Source organism: Pontibacter sp. GD7 (assembly GCF_058216375.1).
Genome location: NZ_JBYZMP010000001.1, coordinates 595,411 through 609,650, shown reverse-complemented (window position 1 = coordinate 609,650; position 14,240 = coordinate 595,411). Strand labels below are relative to the sequence as shown.

Annotated in this window: 18 protein-coding genes; 15 read left to right on the top strand and 3 right to left on the bottom strand. The window is 47.2% G+C overall.

What is annotated here, in order from left to right; translation table 11 throughout:
- The first annotated feature begins 129 nt into the window (after positions 1 to 129).
- The 5 genes from AC4BAP_RS02600 (at position 130) to AC4BAP_RS02580 (ending at position 3,998) form a co-directional block, all read left to right on the top strand.
- Entirely contained in the window at positions 130 to 1,242 is a 1,113-nt protein-coding gene (locus tag AC4BAP_RS02600; protein ID WP_490581050.1) for an NAD(P)/FAD-dependent oxidoreductase, read from the top strand.
- Positions 1,243 to 1,413: 171 nt separating this feature from the next.
- Complete coding sequence (locus tag AC4BAP_RS02595) at positions 1,414 to 2,526, top strand: type III polyketide synthase (RefSeq protein ID WP_490581049.1); 1,113 nt, start codon at positions 1,414 to 1,416, stop codon at positions 2,524 to 2,526.
- The gene (locus tag AC4BAP_RS02590; RefSeq protein WP_490581048.1) at positions 2,513 to 3,208 is read left to right on the top strand and encodes a methyltransferase domain-containing protein; all 696 of its coding nucleotides are present in this window, start codon (positions 2,513 to 2,515) and stop codon (positions 3,206 to 3,208) included. Before AC4BAP_RS02595 ends, AC4BAP_RS02590 begins: the two co-directional genes overlap by 14 nt.
- A gap of 237 nt (positions 3,209 to 3,445) precedes the next feature.
- Complete coding sequence (locus AC4BAP_RS02585) at positions 3,446 to 3,688, top strand: hypothetical protein (RefSeq protein ID WP_490581047.1); 243 nt, start codon at positions 3,446 to 3,448, stop codon at positions 3,686 to 3,688.
- 103 nt (positions 3,689 to 3,791) lie between these two features.
- On the top strand, positions 3,792 to 3,998 hold the full coding sequence (locus AC4BAP_RS02580; protein WP_490581046.1) for a hypothetical protein: 207 nt from the start codon (positions 3,792 to 3,794) through the stop codon (positions 3,996 to 3,998).
- Positions 3,999 to 4,137: 139 nt separating this feature from the next.
- On the opposite strand, the gene AC4BAP_RS02575 is transcribed toward AC4BAP_RS02580, so the two are convergent.
- Positions 4,138 to 5,040: a histone deacetylase family protein gene (locus tag AC4BAP_RS02575; protein WP_490581045.1), complete on the bottom strand. Its 903-nt coding sequence runs from the start codon at positions 5,038 to 5,040 to the stop codon at positions 4,138 to 4,140.
- 485 nt (positions 5,041 to 5,525) lie between these two features.
- On the opposite strand from AC4BAP_RS02575, the gene AC4BAP_RS02570 reads away from it, so the two are divergent.
- The 3 genes from AC4BAP_RS02570 to AC4BAP_RS02560 all read left to right on the top strand — a co-directional run bounded on the left by AC4BAP_RS02570 (position 5,526) and on the right by AC4BAP_RS02560 (position 7,628).
- A complete protein-coding gene (locus AC4BAP_RS02570) occupies positions 5,526 to 6,155 on the top strand; it encodes a porin family protein (RefSeq protein WP_490581044.1) in 630 nt (209 codons plus the stop codon).
- Positions 6,156 to 6,257: 102 nt separating this feature from the next.
- Positions 6,258 to 6,992 carry a YceI family protein gene (locus AC4BAP_RS02565; protein ID WP_490581043.1) on the top strand — a complete coding sequence of 245 codons (735 nt, stop codon included), beginning with the start codon at positions 6,258 to 6,260 and terminating at the stop codon, positions 6,990 to 6,992.
- Positions 6,993 to 7,082: 90 nt separating this feature from the next.
- The gene (locus tag AC4BAP_RS02560; RefSeq protein WP_490581042.1) at positions 7,083 to 7,628 is read left to right on the top strand and encodes a DUF6992 family protein; all 546 of its coding nucleotides are present in this window, start codon (positions 7,083 to 7,085) and stop codon (positions 7,626 to 7,628) included.
- A 342-nt stretch (positions 7,629 to 7,970) separates the two neighbouring features.
- On the opposite strand, the gene AC4BAP_RS02555 is transcribed toward AC4BAP_RS02560, so the two are convergent.
- Positions 7,971 to 8,528: a type 1 glutamine amidotransferase domain-containing protein gene (locus AC4BAP_RS02555; RefSeq protein WP_490581041.1), complete on the bottom strand. Its 558-nt coding sequence runs from the start codon at positions 8,526 to 8,528 to the stop codon at positions 7,971 to 7,973.
- A gap of 113 nt (positions 8,529 to 8,641) precedes the next feature.
- On the opposite strand from AC4BAP_RS02555, the gene AC4BAP_RS02550 reads away from it, so the two are divergent.
- The 4 genes from AC4BAP_RS02550 to AC4BAP_RS02535 all read left to right on the top strand — a co-directional run bounded on the left by AC4BAP_RS02550 (position 8,642) and on the right by AC4BAP_RS02535 (position 11,298).
- Positions 8,642 to 9,142 carry a TlpA disulfide reductase family protein gene (locus tag AC4BAP_RS02550; protein ID WP_490581040.1) on the top strand — a complete coding sequence of 167 codons (501 nt, stop codon included), beginning with the start codon at positions 8,642 to 8,644 and terminating at the stop codon, positions 9,140 to 9,142.
- 11 nt (positions 9,143 to 9,153) lie between these two features.
- On the top strand, positions 9,154 to 9,783 hold the full coding sequence (locus tag AC4BAP_RS02545) for a thioredoxin family protein (RefSeq protein ID WP_490581039.1): 630 nt from the start codon (positions 9,154 to 9,156) through the stop codon (positions 9,781 to 9,783).
- Positions 9,784 to 10,175: 392 nt separating this feature from the next.
- Positions 10,176 to 10,604: a hypothetical protein gene (locus AC4BAP_RS02540; RefSeq protein ID WP_490581038.1), complete on the top strand. Its 429-nt coding sequence runs from the start codon at positions 10,176 to 10,178 to the stop codon at positions 10,602 to 10,604.
- Positions 10,605 to 10,773: 169 nt separating this feature from the next.
- On the top strand, positions 10,774 to 11,298 hold the full coding sequence (locus AC4BAP_RS02535; protein WP_490581037.1) for a GNAT family N-acetyltransferase: 525 nt from the start codon (positions 10,774 to 10,776) through the stop codon (positions 11,296 to 11,298).
- Between the two features lie 25 nt (positions 11,299 to 11,323).
- On the opposite strand, the gene AC4BAP_RS02530 is transcribed toward AC4BAP_RS02535, so the two are convergent.
- Positions 11,324 to 11,701, bottom strand: a complete 378-nt coding sequence (locus AC4BAP_RS02530) for a hypothetical protein (RefSeq protein ID WP_490581036.1) — start codon at positions 11,699 to 11,701, stop codon at positions 11,324 to 11,326.
- 285 nt (positions 11,702 to 11,986) lie between these two features.
- Here AC4BAP_RS02530 and AC4BAP_RS02525 point away from each other — a divergent pair, with 285 nt between their 5' ends.
- The 3 genes from AC4BAP_RS02525 (at position 11,987) to AC4BAP_RS02515 (ending at position 14,031) form a co-directional block, all read left to right on the top strand.
- Positions 11,987 to 12,598: a C40 family peptidase gene (locus tag AC4BAP_RS02525; RefSeq protein WP_490581035.1), complete on the top strand. Its 612-nt coding sequence runs from the start codon at positions 11,987 to 11,989 to the stop codon at positions 12,596 to 12,598.
- Between the two features lie 649 nt (positions 12,599 to 13,247).
- Positions 13,248 to 13,790 carry a YkvA family protein gene (locus tag AC4BAP_RS02520; RefSeq protein ID WP_490581034.1) on the top strand — a complete coding sequence of 181 codons (543 nt, stop codon included), beginning with the start codon at positions 13,248 to 13,250 and terminating at the stop codon, positions 13,788 to 13,790.
- 22 nt (positions 13,791 to 13,812) lie between these two features.
- Positions 13,813 to 14,031, top strand: coding sequence for a hypothetical protein (locus tag AC4BAP_RS02515; protein ID WP_490581033.1), 219 nt, complete (start codon positions 13,813 to 13,815; stop codon positions 14,029 to 14,031).
- Positions 14,032 to 14,240: the final 209 nt, after the last annotated feature.

The following is a 14,240-nucleotide window of genomic DNA, read 5'->3' as shown; positions in this document are numbered from 1 at the left end:
GTCGTTCCACTTTTAATTAACGGCTTACACAATAATTTGTTCTTGCATTATACACCCTAAAATAGGTGTGTTCACTAAATTCAGAGAACCTAAATTGTATTTAATTTATATCGCCACATACTAAATCAATTGGAGCACACCGTAATCATCGGGGGCGGACTAGCCGGATTAACAAGTGCACTGCACCTGTCCCAACATGGCATCAAGGCAACAGTCATCGAAAAAAAAGCCTATCCCTTCCATAGGGTCTGCGGGGAATATGTGTCTAACGAGGTGCTGCCATACCTTAAGCGTCTGGGTGTAGAAATTGAACAAATGAAACCGGCACATGTTTCAGAATTTATACTTTCGTCGCCTTCCGGCGAAACCCTGGAGGCCAGGCTGGACCTGGGCGGCTTCGGCCTTAGCCGTTATACTTTAGACAACCACCTTTACCAACTGGCACTGCATAGGGACGTTACATTCCGGTTAAACACCACTGTGCAGGAGGTAAGCTTTGCCAACGATCGGTTTACCATAAAGCTTTCCTCTGGCGAAAGTATAGATGCAGCGGTGGTGCTGGGAGCATACGGCAAACGAACAAACCTGGACAGGCAACTGGCACGGCGCTTCTTTACCTCACGGTCTCCTTACATTGGCGTAAAATACCATCTGCACTACCACCAACCCAGAAACCTGATCGCGTTGCATAATTTTAAAGATGGCTATGCCGGCATCTCTGCCGTAGAAAACGACCGCTACTGCTTCTGTTACCTTACCACCCGGCGCAATCTGCAACAACACGGTAGCATACCTGCTATGGAGCAAGCCATACTTTACCAAAACCCACATCTGCGCCGCATTTTCTCGGAGGCTGAATTTCTGTATGATAAACCCGAGGTGATAAATGAGATTTCTTTTGCCACCAAAACCTGCGTAGAGGAGCACATGCTGATGTGCGGCGACGCGGCCGGTATGATTACCCCATTGTGCGGCAACGGCATGGCGATGGCCATACATGCAGGAAAACTGGCCGCAGAAGAGGTGGTTCGTTATTTTAAGGATGGGCAAGACCGGCAGCAATTGGAGCAGCGCTACACACAGGCCTGGCGCAAACAGTTTGAAAACAGGCTACAGGTGGGACGCACGGTGCAGCAGTTGTTCGGGGCCCCCATACTTTCGGAGGTTGCGGTGCATACGCTTAAGAGGTTTCCGGGGGCTGTGCGGTACATTATGCGCCAAACCCACGGACAGCCATTTTAACCGGATACATCTATTCGCTGCCGGCTTGCGTACTTAATGGCGTGTTTCTTTTCTCGCTGGTAGCAGCAGGCACTCAGGCTTACAATTACTTTAAACATATATCCAAAGCACACTGTTTGGCTTTTATACTTTGCCGGCCGAGAAAATACATACCCCAAAACAACACGTTACATGAAAAGCTACATTTGCGCCATAGGTACTGCCAACCCCGCCCACAAAATACCTCAGATGCAGGTAGCAGATTTTATGGCCGATGCGCTGCAGTTTAATGAGCAGGAAACACGAAAGCTAAAGGCGCTTTACAGGGTTTCTGGCATCGGGCAGCGTTACAGTGTACTCGAGGATTACACCCGCCGCAACGGAGATTTCACCTTTTACCCCAACACCCCCACGTTAGAGCCCTTCCCGACTGTGCAGAAACGCATGGAGCTTTACCGCAAGCATGCCGTAGACCTGTCGGAGAAAGCGGTGCGGCAGTGCCTGGAGCAGTCGGCTGTTGCCATGCAGGATCTAACCCACCTTATTACCGTGAGTTGCACCGGCATGTATGCCCCCGGCCTGGATATTGAACTGGTGGAAAGGTTAGAGCTTTCGCCTTGCGTGCAGCGGACTGCCGTAAACTTTATGGGTTGCTATGCCGCCTTTAACGCCATAAAACTTGCCGATGCCATTTGCAGGGCCAACCCGGATGCGAATGTAATGCTGGTGTGCACTGAGATCTGCACCATCCATTTCCAGAAGCACGATGAACCGGACCACCTTTTATCCAATGCCTTATTTGGCGACGGCGCCGCGGCTGTTTTAATGCAGGGCAGACCCTGCGAGCAAGTATGCCTGGAGCTGCAGTCATTCCACTGCGACCTTGCACCGGCCGGCAAACGCGACATGGCCTGGCACATTGGTGATACCGGTTTTGAGATGACGCTTTCCTCGTACGTGCCCGACCTTATCAAAAAAGGCATAAAAGAACTTACTGACAGGTTGCTGCAGGGCCTTAAGACCACTATAGAAGAGATAAAGCTATTTGCCATACACCCCGGCGGCAGGCGCATACTGGAGGTAATAGAGCAGGAACTCGGCATGACCCGCGACGACAACCGCTTTGCTTACCAGGTACTGCGTGATTTCGGCAATATGTCGTCGGCAACGGTGCTGTTTGTATTGAAGGCCCTTATGGAAAGCCTCACGCCAAAAGAGCAGGACCAACCTGTGCTGAGTTTTGCCTTCGGCCCCGGCCTAACCCTCGAATCGATGCTGCTGAAAGTACACTATGCTAAAGTATAGATCTAACGAACCCGAGTTGATGGATGACTTGACGCTATCGGGTGAGGAGCTGCGGCAGAACCTGAAAGAGCTGGAAGTGATCAACAATTGGCTGGGTGGGCACAAGGTGGTACTGAGTGCGCTGGAGCAGATCAAAACCCCTGTAAATTATACTTTGCGCATTGCAGATATCGGCTGTGGTGGCGGCGATACGCTTAAAAGTATAGCCAACTGGGCCAGGCGCAAAAGTATAAATGTGGAGCTGGAAGGGATAGATGCCAACGATTTTATGGTACAATATGCCCGGAAGCACTGCGCCGGTTATCCCGAAATAAGTATAAGTCAGCACGATGTGTTTTCAGAGGTTTTTGCAGCGCATAAGTATGATGTGATCGTGTGCAGTCTGTTTTGCCACCACTTTACAGATGCGCAGTTGGTAAGGCTGTTCCGGCAACTTTACAAGCAGGCAAGTATGGCCGTTATCATCAACGACCTGCACCGGCACTGGCTCGCTTACTATTCCATCAAGTATATCACGGCTGCTTTCTCGGGCTCAAGGTTGGTTAAAAACGATGCACCGCTTTCGGTATGGCGTGCCTTTAAGCGCAATGAGTTGGAGCAGCTGCTAGCAGAGGCAGGCATCCAAAAGTATACTTTGAAATGGATGTGGGCTTTCAGGTGGCAGTTGGTGCTGGAGAAGTGATCGGGGTTAATTTTCTTTCGGATGTACAACCGATTTAATTCCTGATTATATTTAATTGAGGTTGAGATTACTGCTTAGGCGTAAACTTAACCTTCTCATGATGAGAATTGGGGAACGATTGTCATCCCCCTACCCCCTTCAAAGGGGGACACTCAAGTACGAGTTCTCCCCTCCTGTTTTTAGGAGGGGCCGGGGCTGATCGCACTCTAAAAAATAAACAACTGGAAACATAAACTCATGAACAGAACCCTATTCTACACCGGACTTATACTTCCTTTTTCAGTGTTGGCCCTAGCCATGCGCTTCGCCATTGATTTTGAAAGCGGCATTACCGTTTTGCAGTACCTTATCGCAATTTATCTGCCGGTGCTCATATTCGCCAGAATGCGTTACATTGGCTTAAGCTACAAGCAGATGCTTATGACTATTATCCCTGTTTATGGCCTAAAGTATAGATACAAGGTGTTTACCGAAAAGTAGGAACTGCAGGCGTGGTGGGTAAATCCTTAGGCAAGCCAACTACGTTACCGGGTATATGGTAATAGCCTACATGTTAATTTGACACCCAACTTGCTTATACCCTATGACCAAAGATAATATCCGGTTTTGGCTGCTGTTTATACTTTCTATTGCCATATCGGCTGCAGCTATTGCCTTTTTCATAAAAGCCCTCAAAGTCGTACTTTATATCATACTTGTACTGGCACTTACACCGGTAGTATACATTACACTACGCAGCATCATACCCGGCCGCAAAAAACAAGACGACAAGCTAAAGACGAGGGAGTGAGTTGATTGTTAAATTGTTTAATGGTTTAATGGTTAGATTGTTGTTTAGGACTCAGAACGACTATCAAAGTGTAACTCTTTAAGAAAACAACCATTTAACAATTCAACCATCCAACCATTTATTCACTCAATCAAAATTCCTAAAAATAGATCTGCTGCGCCAGCCTGAAGGTATTTGCGTGGGCCTCTACGATGTGGGCAATCTGCTTGGAGTAGCCTCCGCCCATACTTATGGCCACGGGTAGGTTGTTGCGGTGACATAGTTCCAGTACTGTTCTGTCGCGCTCTTTGCAGCCGGCTATGCTCATGCCCAGCTTTCCCAACTTATCGGTTGCCAGCACATCCACCCCCGACTGAAAAAACACAAACTCCGGCTCATGTTTATCCAGCAGGCGCGGCAGGTGATGCTGCAGCAAGCTTAAGTATGTTTTGTCGTCAGTGCCCTCCTCAAGCGGCACGTCCAGGTCCGATCTTTCTTTATGAAAAGGATAATTGTGTCCACCGTGCATGCTGAAGGTAAATACGCGGGGTTCTTGCTCAAAGATCTGGGCTGTGCCGTTGCCTTGGTGCACGTCCAGGTCTACTACCAGTATGCGCTGAAAGCCTTTATACTTTAGCAGGTAGTTGGCTGCGATGGCAATGTCGTTTAAGAGGCAAAAGCCCTCTCCCCTATCGGTAAAGGCGTGGTGGGTGCCGCCGGCTATGTTCATGCCCACGCCATACTCCAACGCAAACAGTGCCGCCTGCAAGGTACCGTTCATGATCACCACTTCGCGGTTTACCAGTTCCTCCGAAAGCGGAAAGCCTGTCCTGCGGATCTCGGATGAGGTTAGCTGCAGGTTTTTAAGCCGGTACCAGTAATCCGCATCGTGGGTATCAAGTATAAACTGCTCGGCCAATGGCTGTGGTTCAAACAGGTTTTTGCTGGTGATGGTACCCTCGTAAAGCAGCTGCTCCGGCAACAGATCATACTTTGCCATCGGGAAACGGTGCCCCTCCGGCAGGCTGTGCGCAAATATTTCAGACCAGGCAATTTTAAGCATATCACAAAGCTAACAAATATCCGGATGCCGGGGTTTAGTACTGCCATAGCAGCTACACAAAACTGTGCAAAAACTAAATTACTTAGCAACAAAATAGTGCAAAGTGGATAACCTTTTACACATGGGTTTCCTGCTATCAGTATCAATACCTTTTGCTGTGGATAAATGTGGATAACTATGTTTATTAACACTAGTTATCCACCGTTTACTGTTAACTTAATGTAAAATTGGGTCAATTATATTAATAATTTCATATTACTAGCCCCTAAAGTATACTTTCACACAGCCTTCTTGCTAAAAATATTATCCATTGCTCAGGCTAATTTCTGTCAGGCTGGTGTGCATCTTCAGCAAACCGGGTGGTTATTTCTGTAACCCTTTAAATATCCTTTATACAACATGCAACATTACAGGCAGCTAAGTAAGTATATGGGTTACCGGGATGAGGCTATCGCGGTATCCGATACTTTAACAAGCATAAAACCATGAAAAAATTAGTTACTGTTCTGTGTCTGCTGCTCTATACTTTTGCAGCCTATTCGCAGGAGGGCCCCACCACGCAGCAACAGGACCACAACCTGTTTAGCGGCCTGAGCGGCCCCAACTCAGGCTTTGGTATTAAAGGCGGGATAAACTTTGCCGAGATCAACGGCAGCGATAAAGGGACACTGGGTAACATAGACAAATACACCGCCTGGCATGCCGGGCTTTTCGCGCAGTTTGCAGCCAGCGATTTCTTTTCTGTGCAGCCAGAGTTATTATACTCCCGCAAAGGCTACGAACGCAACGACTCTACTTTCCGGTTCGATTACCTGGAGCTGCCTGTGCTGGCCGTGTTTAACCTGACAGACAATATCAGCATACACCTGGGTCCGCAGATCGCCACCATGGTTTCGGCACAGGAAGAAGACAAGGAAGTAGACCTGGACCGGTTTAAGACTTTTGATTATGGTGTGGTTGGCGGATTTGAGGGCCGCATTAGCCGCTTACGGGTAGGTGCCCGCTACAACCTCAGCCTGGCCGACCTTATAAAGGAAGACAAAGCAGGCCGCAGCGTAAACCTCGACATAAAACCCGGTGCGATTCAGGTATACATTGGCATTGGCATATTCTAGTTACCAACCTCCATTTAGCAAACCGGCAAATATCGTTTTAACTCTTACAGACGTACAATAGGCAGATAAACCGGGGTAGGCAACCCTGCAATCATTAAAACCATGACGCGTTACCTGACAAAACAGAAGTATGGCCGCATTGCGGTGCTCCTGAGCTTGACGGCACTGGCTGCCTGTGATACCTCTGTGAAATCAGACAAGGCGCTGATCGGCGAACCTAAAGCAATAAAAAATGGCCCCTCCCATACTTCCAGTACCTTTGTTGTGGATACGGCCAAAAGCCAGCTTACCTGGATCGGGGCCAAAATGACCGGAAGGCACAACGGCATCTTTAAAATAAGCCAGGGCGAACTGCACCTCGACGACAGCCTGCTGACAAGCGGCACCATTGTGATAGACATGACCCAGCTGCGATCCGATGACAAAACCATAGATCAGAACGCCAACGCCAAGTTAACCAAGCACCTGCGGTCTGCTGACTTTTTTGATGTGGAGAAGTACAACACAGCCAAATTTGAACTGACCGGCACCGCCCCCTACGACAGCACGCTGGTTAAAAAGCCTGCCACCAGAGCCACCGCCGATGCAGCCCTGCGCGTGAAAAACCCCACGCACTTTGTTACCGGCAACCTTACCATTAAAGACCAGACCAAAAGCGTCACGTTCCCGGCCAGGGTAACTCTGGAAGACAATCTACTAAAAGCCAAAGCCAACTTTAACATAGACCGCACGCACTGGGGCCTCGTATACCGCTCCGATAAATCGTTGGGCGACCAGACCATAAAGCCGGAGGTAAACATTGGTTTTGATATTGTGGCCAGGCCACAGGCCAACTGACAAGCGTGCCCCGCGATCAGCTTTTTTAATGCTCCGTATGCTAAAATGGCATTTGCTTCGTTCCTAGCCCTAAACAACAAAGTATAAAGTATGAGAAAGTACCTCTGCTTGCTGCCCTTGCTGTTGCTAACATTTATGGCACAGGCACAAGGCAGCGCAGCGGCAGCTATTAACCTGGAGCAAAAAGTTATACTTAGAACCGGCATGCTGGTGCTGGGCGGCTGGGCCATCCTTAACATCCTGCTGGCAAGTTTTAAACTAACCACCACTACCCGTGCTCCGCGTTATTTCTTCCAGATGAACCTGTACTGGAACATCGTGAACCTGGTTATTGCCGGCATTGCACTGCACCAGATCGTTTCGCTGGATATAGCCACATTACTTCCCCTGGATAGCATAAGACAACACGTGTGGTACAAAAAAGTACTATACCTGAATGTTGGCCTTGATGTGGCTTATCTGTTTCTGGGAGCTTACTTAAAACAACGCTCTAAAACGGCAAACCTGAAAGCCGAGCAGTTGGAAGGCTGGGGCAAATCCATTTTCCTGCAAGGTTTTTTCCTGCTGCTACTGGATGTGGTGCTTGTGGTGATGCTGGAGAATCTGGCTTCGGAGTTTTTCAGGTTGATGGAGTAAGGGTAAGTATAATTGGCCGAACACTTGGGTAAGTATTGAGCCCAGAGAAAATTTTACATGCCGCAAGTTTAGCGATAGCGCAACTTGTGGCTCCTCATGATGCCAGTTTATAACTGGCGAAACCGCTATTTTATACTTAATACTTTCGCCAGTTACAAACTGGCAATCATACTTAACCACCAGTTACCGCTGCGCTCAAACTGGCGGTATAAGAACAATATTTGAGATTCCACTCCTCGGGAGGGGCAGGGGCAGGGGTGGGTTTATCATATCCAGAGACCAAACACAAAAGCCGCACCCTAAAGTATAAAGTGCGGCTTTTGAAGTATAAAAAGTATAAAATTACCTGTCGTGCTTGCCCTCGGCAAACTCTTCGATCATCTTTTTATTAAAAGCAGGAATATCGTCGGGGTTGCGGCTGGTTACAAGGCCCTGGTCTACTACCACCTCCTGGTCTACCCATTCGGCGCCGGCGTTTTTAAGGTCGGTTTTTAGCGTGTGGTAGCTGGTCATCTTCTTGCCTTTTACTTTTCCGGTTTCTATCAGCGTCCAGGGGCCGTGGCAGATGGCGGCTACTGGTTTGCCGCTTTCCATAAATTTGTTCGTAAAGTCTACGGCCTCTTTATTGGCGCGCAGTTTGTCTGGGTTCATAACGCCGCCGGGCAGCAAAAGTCCGTTGTAGTCTTCAGCTTTTACCTCATTAAGTTTTTTGTCTACTTTAAATTTATCGCCCCATTCGGTGTGGTTCCAGGCTTTAATTTCGCTGTTCTTGTTCGGGGAGATGATGTGGGCCTCTGCACCTGCATCTTTCAGGGCCTGCAGGGGCTTTGTTAGTTCTACCTGCTCAAATCCTTCTTCTACTAAAATGGCAATCTTCTTGCCGTCTAATGTATTGGCCATGCTTAAGTTTGTTATGGTTAAAATTAAATTCGCTTTTACAATAACGAACTAAAGGCTAAATTGTTAAAGCTTCGTATAAGCAATAGCTTCAGCCAAACCATCGTTTACAAAGTATGAATTTAAAAACCATTAAAACACTTGCAGCCGCTGCGGCCCTTTTTATACTTGCCGCTGTGCCATCTTTTGCCCAGGAGGTTAAGGTTATCAAGTTTAACGACCTGCAGCAGCTGCGCAACGCACCCCACGATACCCTGTATGTGGTTAACTTCTGGGCCACCTGGTGCAAGCCCTGCATAAAAGAGATGCCATACTTCGAGGCCATTACGGCGCAGTACAAAGACCAGCCGGTGCGCGTAGTGCTGGTAAGTATGGATGCCGCCGAAGACCTGGACACCCGCGTTAAACCCTTTGTACAGAAGCGTAGTCTAAAGTCTGATGTGATGCTGCTGGACGAGGTGGACGCCAACTCCTGGATAGACAAACTGGAGCCGAAGTGGAGTGGGGCCATACCGGCCACCCTGGTGTTTAACAACAAGCGCAAGCAGTACGAATTTGTGGAGAAAGAACTGACGCAGGAGCAATTGCAGAACCTGATTACAAAGTATAAACCATAATTTTAACATTTATGAGAAAGCCAAAACTACCTTTCGTGTACTTTATCTGCCTGCTGTTTGTGGGCGTGCTATTGGCAGCCGCGCCTGCCGACAACGGTTACCAGGTTGGCGACACTGCCCGCGACTTTAAACTGAAGAACGTGGATGGCAAAATGGTATCCATGGCCGACTACAAAAACGCCAAAGGCTTTATAGTAACCTTTACCTGCAACACCTGCCCTTATTCTGTTGCCTACGAAGACCGCATCATTGACCTGCACAACAAGTATGCGCCCAAAGGCTACCCGGTTATCGCCATCAACCCCAACGATGTAAACGTATCGCCGAAAGATTCTTACACCGACATGCAGCAGCGTGCCAAGGAGAAAAATTTCCCGTTTGCTTACCTCCACGACGAAACCCAGGAAATTACCAAAGCTTACGGAGCCACCCGCACACCGCACCTGTACATTGTGCAGAAGCAGAAAGACGGCAAGTATAAAGTAGCCTACATCGGCACCATAGACGACAACAGCCGCGATGCTTCTAAAGTAGAGAAGAAGTATGCCGAAGCTGCCTTAGACGAACTGGTAGCCAACAAAGCCGTTAGCCAGCCAAACACCAAAGCCATTGGCTGCACTATTAAGTGGAGAGAAGCGTAGTCTATACTACAGCTAAAAGTATAAAGTCCCTGTTAGGTTAATCTGGCAGGGACTTTTTGCATCTGAATTAATACGTTTATAAACGCAACTATACGTTTCATAACACGGCTATAAGTACGCTGGCTGTCAAACGAATAGCATCTTTGTAAGTATCTTACCAGCACAACAGCTTTACAAGCACCTATAACATTCTCAATACCACAACTTTACATATCAATTACTATAGAAATTTATAAGACTTGGCAGATAGTAACTTTAGTATTATCTTGTATTGCGTAAGTACTACATGGTTACTTGAAAAAGCAATTTTTAACCGCGTGGAAACACATTCGCATATAATGCAGATAAACGTCACGGTGACGTATGCACAGTAGTTGCCCACCATTTGAGAAATGACAGACGAAGAATTAAAAAAGATAATAACGGAATTAGAAAATCGGAATGATAAGCAGAAAGCTTATTTCGGATTTTATCAATATGGTGGTGGACCAGATGAAAGTTGCATAAAAGCAAACCGAAAAGGACTTGAACTTTTTGCTGTTGAGTTACTTAAAGTTGGTCTTGAGTCTGAAACTCGTGAATATGACAAAAACAAGGTTGAATCTGTTGGACTAAATATAGATTGGATTGATGAAAATGGAGAATTCTTCTTTGACTATGTGGAGTTAACAGACAAAGACAGAGATTCGAAAGACAAAACTTTCCCTGAACATAAAGAAACTTGGAAAGACAAAGCTTTTAAAATAGGATGTATCGGAATTGGAATCTTTTTAATTGGATTGACAATTATTGGACTTATTTCGGTTCTGAATTGGCTATGACGAATATTAAAAAAACGGTGGGCAACAACGCATATAGCTTATGGCGGGTGAACGGCTGACAGCAAGGTTTGAGCTTCGTAGCCAGCTTAGGTTTCGTTGGACAAGAAAGTGCTCTGAAACCCACACAAGCCATATGCAAACCGTTACTCAAAACCTTCCCCCAACAACTATGAAAAATAATTACCAAACCACCCGATTATCCCTGAGCAGCCTGAACCCTGCCGATGCAGCTTTTATACTTGAGCTGGTAAACACACCCGAATGGGTAAGATTTATTGGTGAGCGCAATGTTAAAACCGAGGAAGATGCAACAGCCTACATCCAGCGCATTATGCAGAGCCCAGATATTATGTACTGGGTAGTGCGATTGAAAGAGCAGCAGGAGCCGATCGGCATTATCACATTCATCAAGCGCGATTACCTGGAGCATCATGATATTGGGTTTGCTTTTCTGGCACGCTATGGCAAGCAGGGCTTTGCCTACGAGGCCACGGCAGCTGTGCTAACCGATGTAGCCCAAAATACAGAGCATACACACATACTGGCCACCACCGTAGAAGACAACGTGAACTCGATAAAACTGCTGCAGAAGCTAGGCTTGCAATTCGAAAAGCAGATCCAGAACGAGAACACTACGCTGCTGGTGTTTGGGGCACCTACTCACGCGTTGTTGCCAAGCAAGGTCGTTTCCTAAAATTTACTCACCCGAAGGTTATCCGCTACTCCGTCTCTTTTTCGTCGGCGGGTAGCGGTAATTCGGTGGGGTTTATAGTGTAGTTGGCTTTTAAGGCCGGGCTCATGTACTTTCGGTGCTTCATGCCTTCTATGCGTGCCTCCACTTCATACTTGTTGTTATAGTACCCCACCCTCCACGACTCTACCAAGTACAGCCACAGAAACCGGAAAAATCCATACTGTTTAAATTGCCTGATGTGGCACAACTCATGCGCCAGCCACCCGGGGTCGTTCATGAAATCTTCGCGGCTAACACCACTTAAATGAATGGTTTTTCCCAGCACCATAGCCACATTGCTGCTCTTTAACACCATGCGTGCTATACGGGCAAATAAAGATCGTTCTACAATTTTAAAATGCATGTGGTCGTTTACTGAATTGCACTTTTACTTATACTATTTATACTTGATTTTGGGTTTTAAGGGTAAACAGTTTAAAAAGCATGGCAGATACACCACATTATCAGGCAAATAGCACATCAAATTTGTTTGCGGTTTAAGATTTTGTACTTATTTTTGCCCGCCGCAAAGCCATATCGGCCTGATAAGCAGCGAGTAAGACAGATTATTTACAATTTTCTGCCTTATTTTTTAAACCAAAGGTGTAACTGTCTGGCCAAAATACCTGGCCTGCTACAAGCCAAACCCATGACCAAAACCATTATCCTTACAGCGCTGGCCGTTATTTCGGTTGTGCTTTCTTTCTTCTACGAGGTAGTACCGGCAAAGTCGGCATTACCTGAAGCTACGGCACCGGCATTCCACATTACGCCATATGCCATTAACTCCGGTGAAGACCTGGTTAGAGCCTTAGAACTGAATGTGCCTGTAGAGGAAGCAGAAGAAACCGGGCAGCTGTACAAAAAACTGAACCTGCGCTTCGCCAAAGCCGACGAGAAGCAACTGGCAGAAACGGTGGCAGGTTGGATAGGCACCCCCTACCGCTACGGCCGCAGCTCTAAAAAAGGCGCAGATTGCTCTGGGTTTGTTTCCAGCATTTACCGCGAAGTATACGGCATCAAGTTAAGGCACAGTTCACATGCCATGTTTCAGGAAGTAGAGCGTGTACAAAAAGACAGCATCCACACCGGCGACCTGGTTTTCTTCCGCCGCAGCCCCAAGCAGCCTGTCTTTCATGTGGGGATTTACTTAAAAAATGGCAAGTTCATCCACTCAGCCTCTAAGGGTGGTGTAAAAGTAAGCTCACTGCAAGAGAATTTTTACCGCAAGTATTATTATGCGGCTGGTAGGGTAAATTAAGGGTTAGGGGTGTATAGTTTCTGCTTTTTATCTAGCTGCTGTTCATCCTCAGTCTTACTTGCCCATCGTTCTACCTCTAGCTTTGGTACGCTCAAGGCCGCGTGGCCTCGTCCTTGGCCATCGCGCGGCTTTCGCTTCCTTTGCTCCTTCGTCGCAATGCCTCACTCCGTTCGTCACCGGAACCCGCTAAGGCGCTCAACGCAAAGGCTGGGATCGACACTTCTTCGTAAGCGGCTGTCGCAACTAGCTAGCAAAGTATAAATTCGATTCGTAGGGATAGGTCGCGACCTGTCCGCTATTGGCTGTGGCTATAAGGATGCATCTGAATTAAGCAATAGCAGAAACTCCCCTCCTTGGTCAAGGAGGGGCAGGGGTGGTTCGACCCGGTAATGCGAAATTCCCCTCCTGTTTTGGGGGAAGGGGCCCTCGACAAAAGGAGGGGTTAGGGGAGGTAATTCCCCTCTTGAGAGGGGCAGGGGTGTGTTAATCGTTCACAGACCCCCAACCTCTACATAATGCTCCAACAACAATTTTACCTGCATCAAGTATAGGAAGGATGCTGTTAGTTAAGCAACTTTGCATTTGCTAGTAGCATAGACATTAACATCGCATATACACAAACGCATCAAGATTAGAGTACGTAGAAACTATGGAGAACCAGAGACCAGATGGCAAGAACGTAGCCGAGAGCAAGATCTTTAAAAACATACTGAAGAAAGCAGAGCAGTACCTGAAACACCCTTCCAAAATCGCTAGCCTGTTAAACGATGCTTTTAAGAAGGCAAGCCAGAGCAAAGGCGTTGGCGCTATCGCCGGCGAAGTATGGGAAAACCTGCAACTGCTGTCCCGAATGATAAAGGCGGCCACATCCGGTGAGTACAAAGGAATACCAACCACTACCCTGGTTGGCGGCATCGCGGTTATACTTTACTTCCTGATGCCGATAGACGTGATTCCGGACTTTATACCTGTGCTGGGTTTGCTGGATGATGCCAGCCTGTTGGCCTGGTTCATGACAAGTATAAAATCTGAACTGGACAGATTTAAAGAATGGGAAAGCCACAAGCCTGCTACTGAGACAAAGCATGAACACAACAACACTACCCACAACGCAGACCCCTCATTTGGAACACCCAAGTACGCCGACAGGGATGCGGGAACTGTAGAGATTGAAACGAACCCAAAAGAATAAACTGACTATTAACCGTGCAACTATGAAAACAGATAAGGCCAATAAGAACAAAATGCAGGCCGGCCAGCCTGAAGAAAAGCAACAGCCCGATAAGAAGCATACATCGCAGGGGCATGCCACAGATGCGAAAGGATCGGCTACCAGCAGCAAGGAGCCTACCCTGCGCGGCTCTACCACCGATAGCAGCCGAACGCATAAAAATCCGCATGATGATCTGCCTACAGGCGGAAATATACGCTAAATTTTATTTCACAAAATAATGGCCGGCTACCCGCGTAACCGGCCATTATTTTTGCACTAAAAGTTGATTTAAAGAATTCCAAGGGCACAAAAGGCATTCTTTAAAACATTAAAATATAGAACAATACTAATAACAAGATTTAAATAAAAACGAACAAAAGGCGCTAAAAGTATAGTTTTGTAAGGAAATTATTCTTTATATTTGGAGAC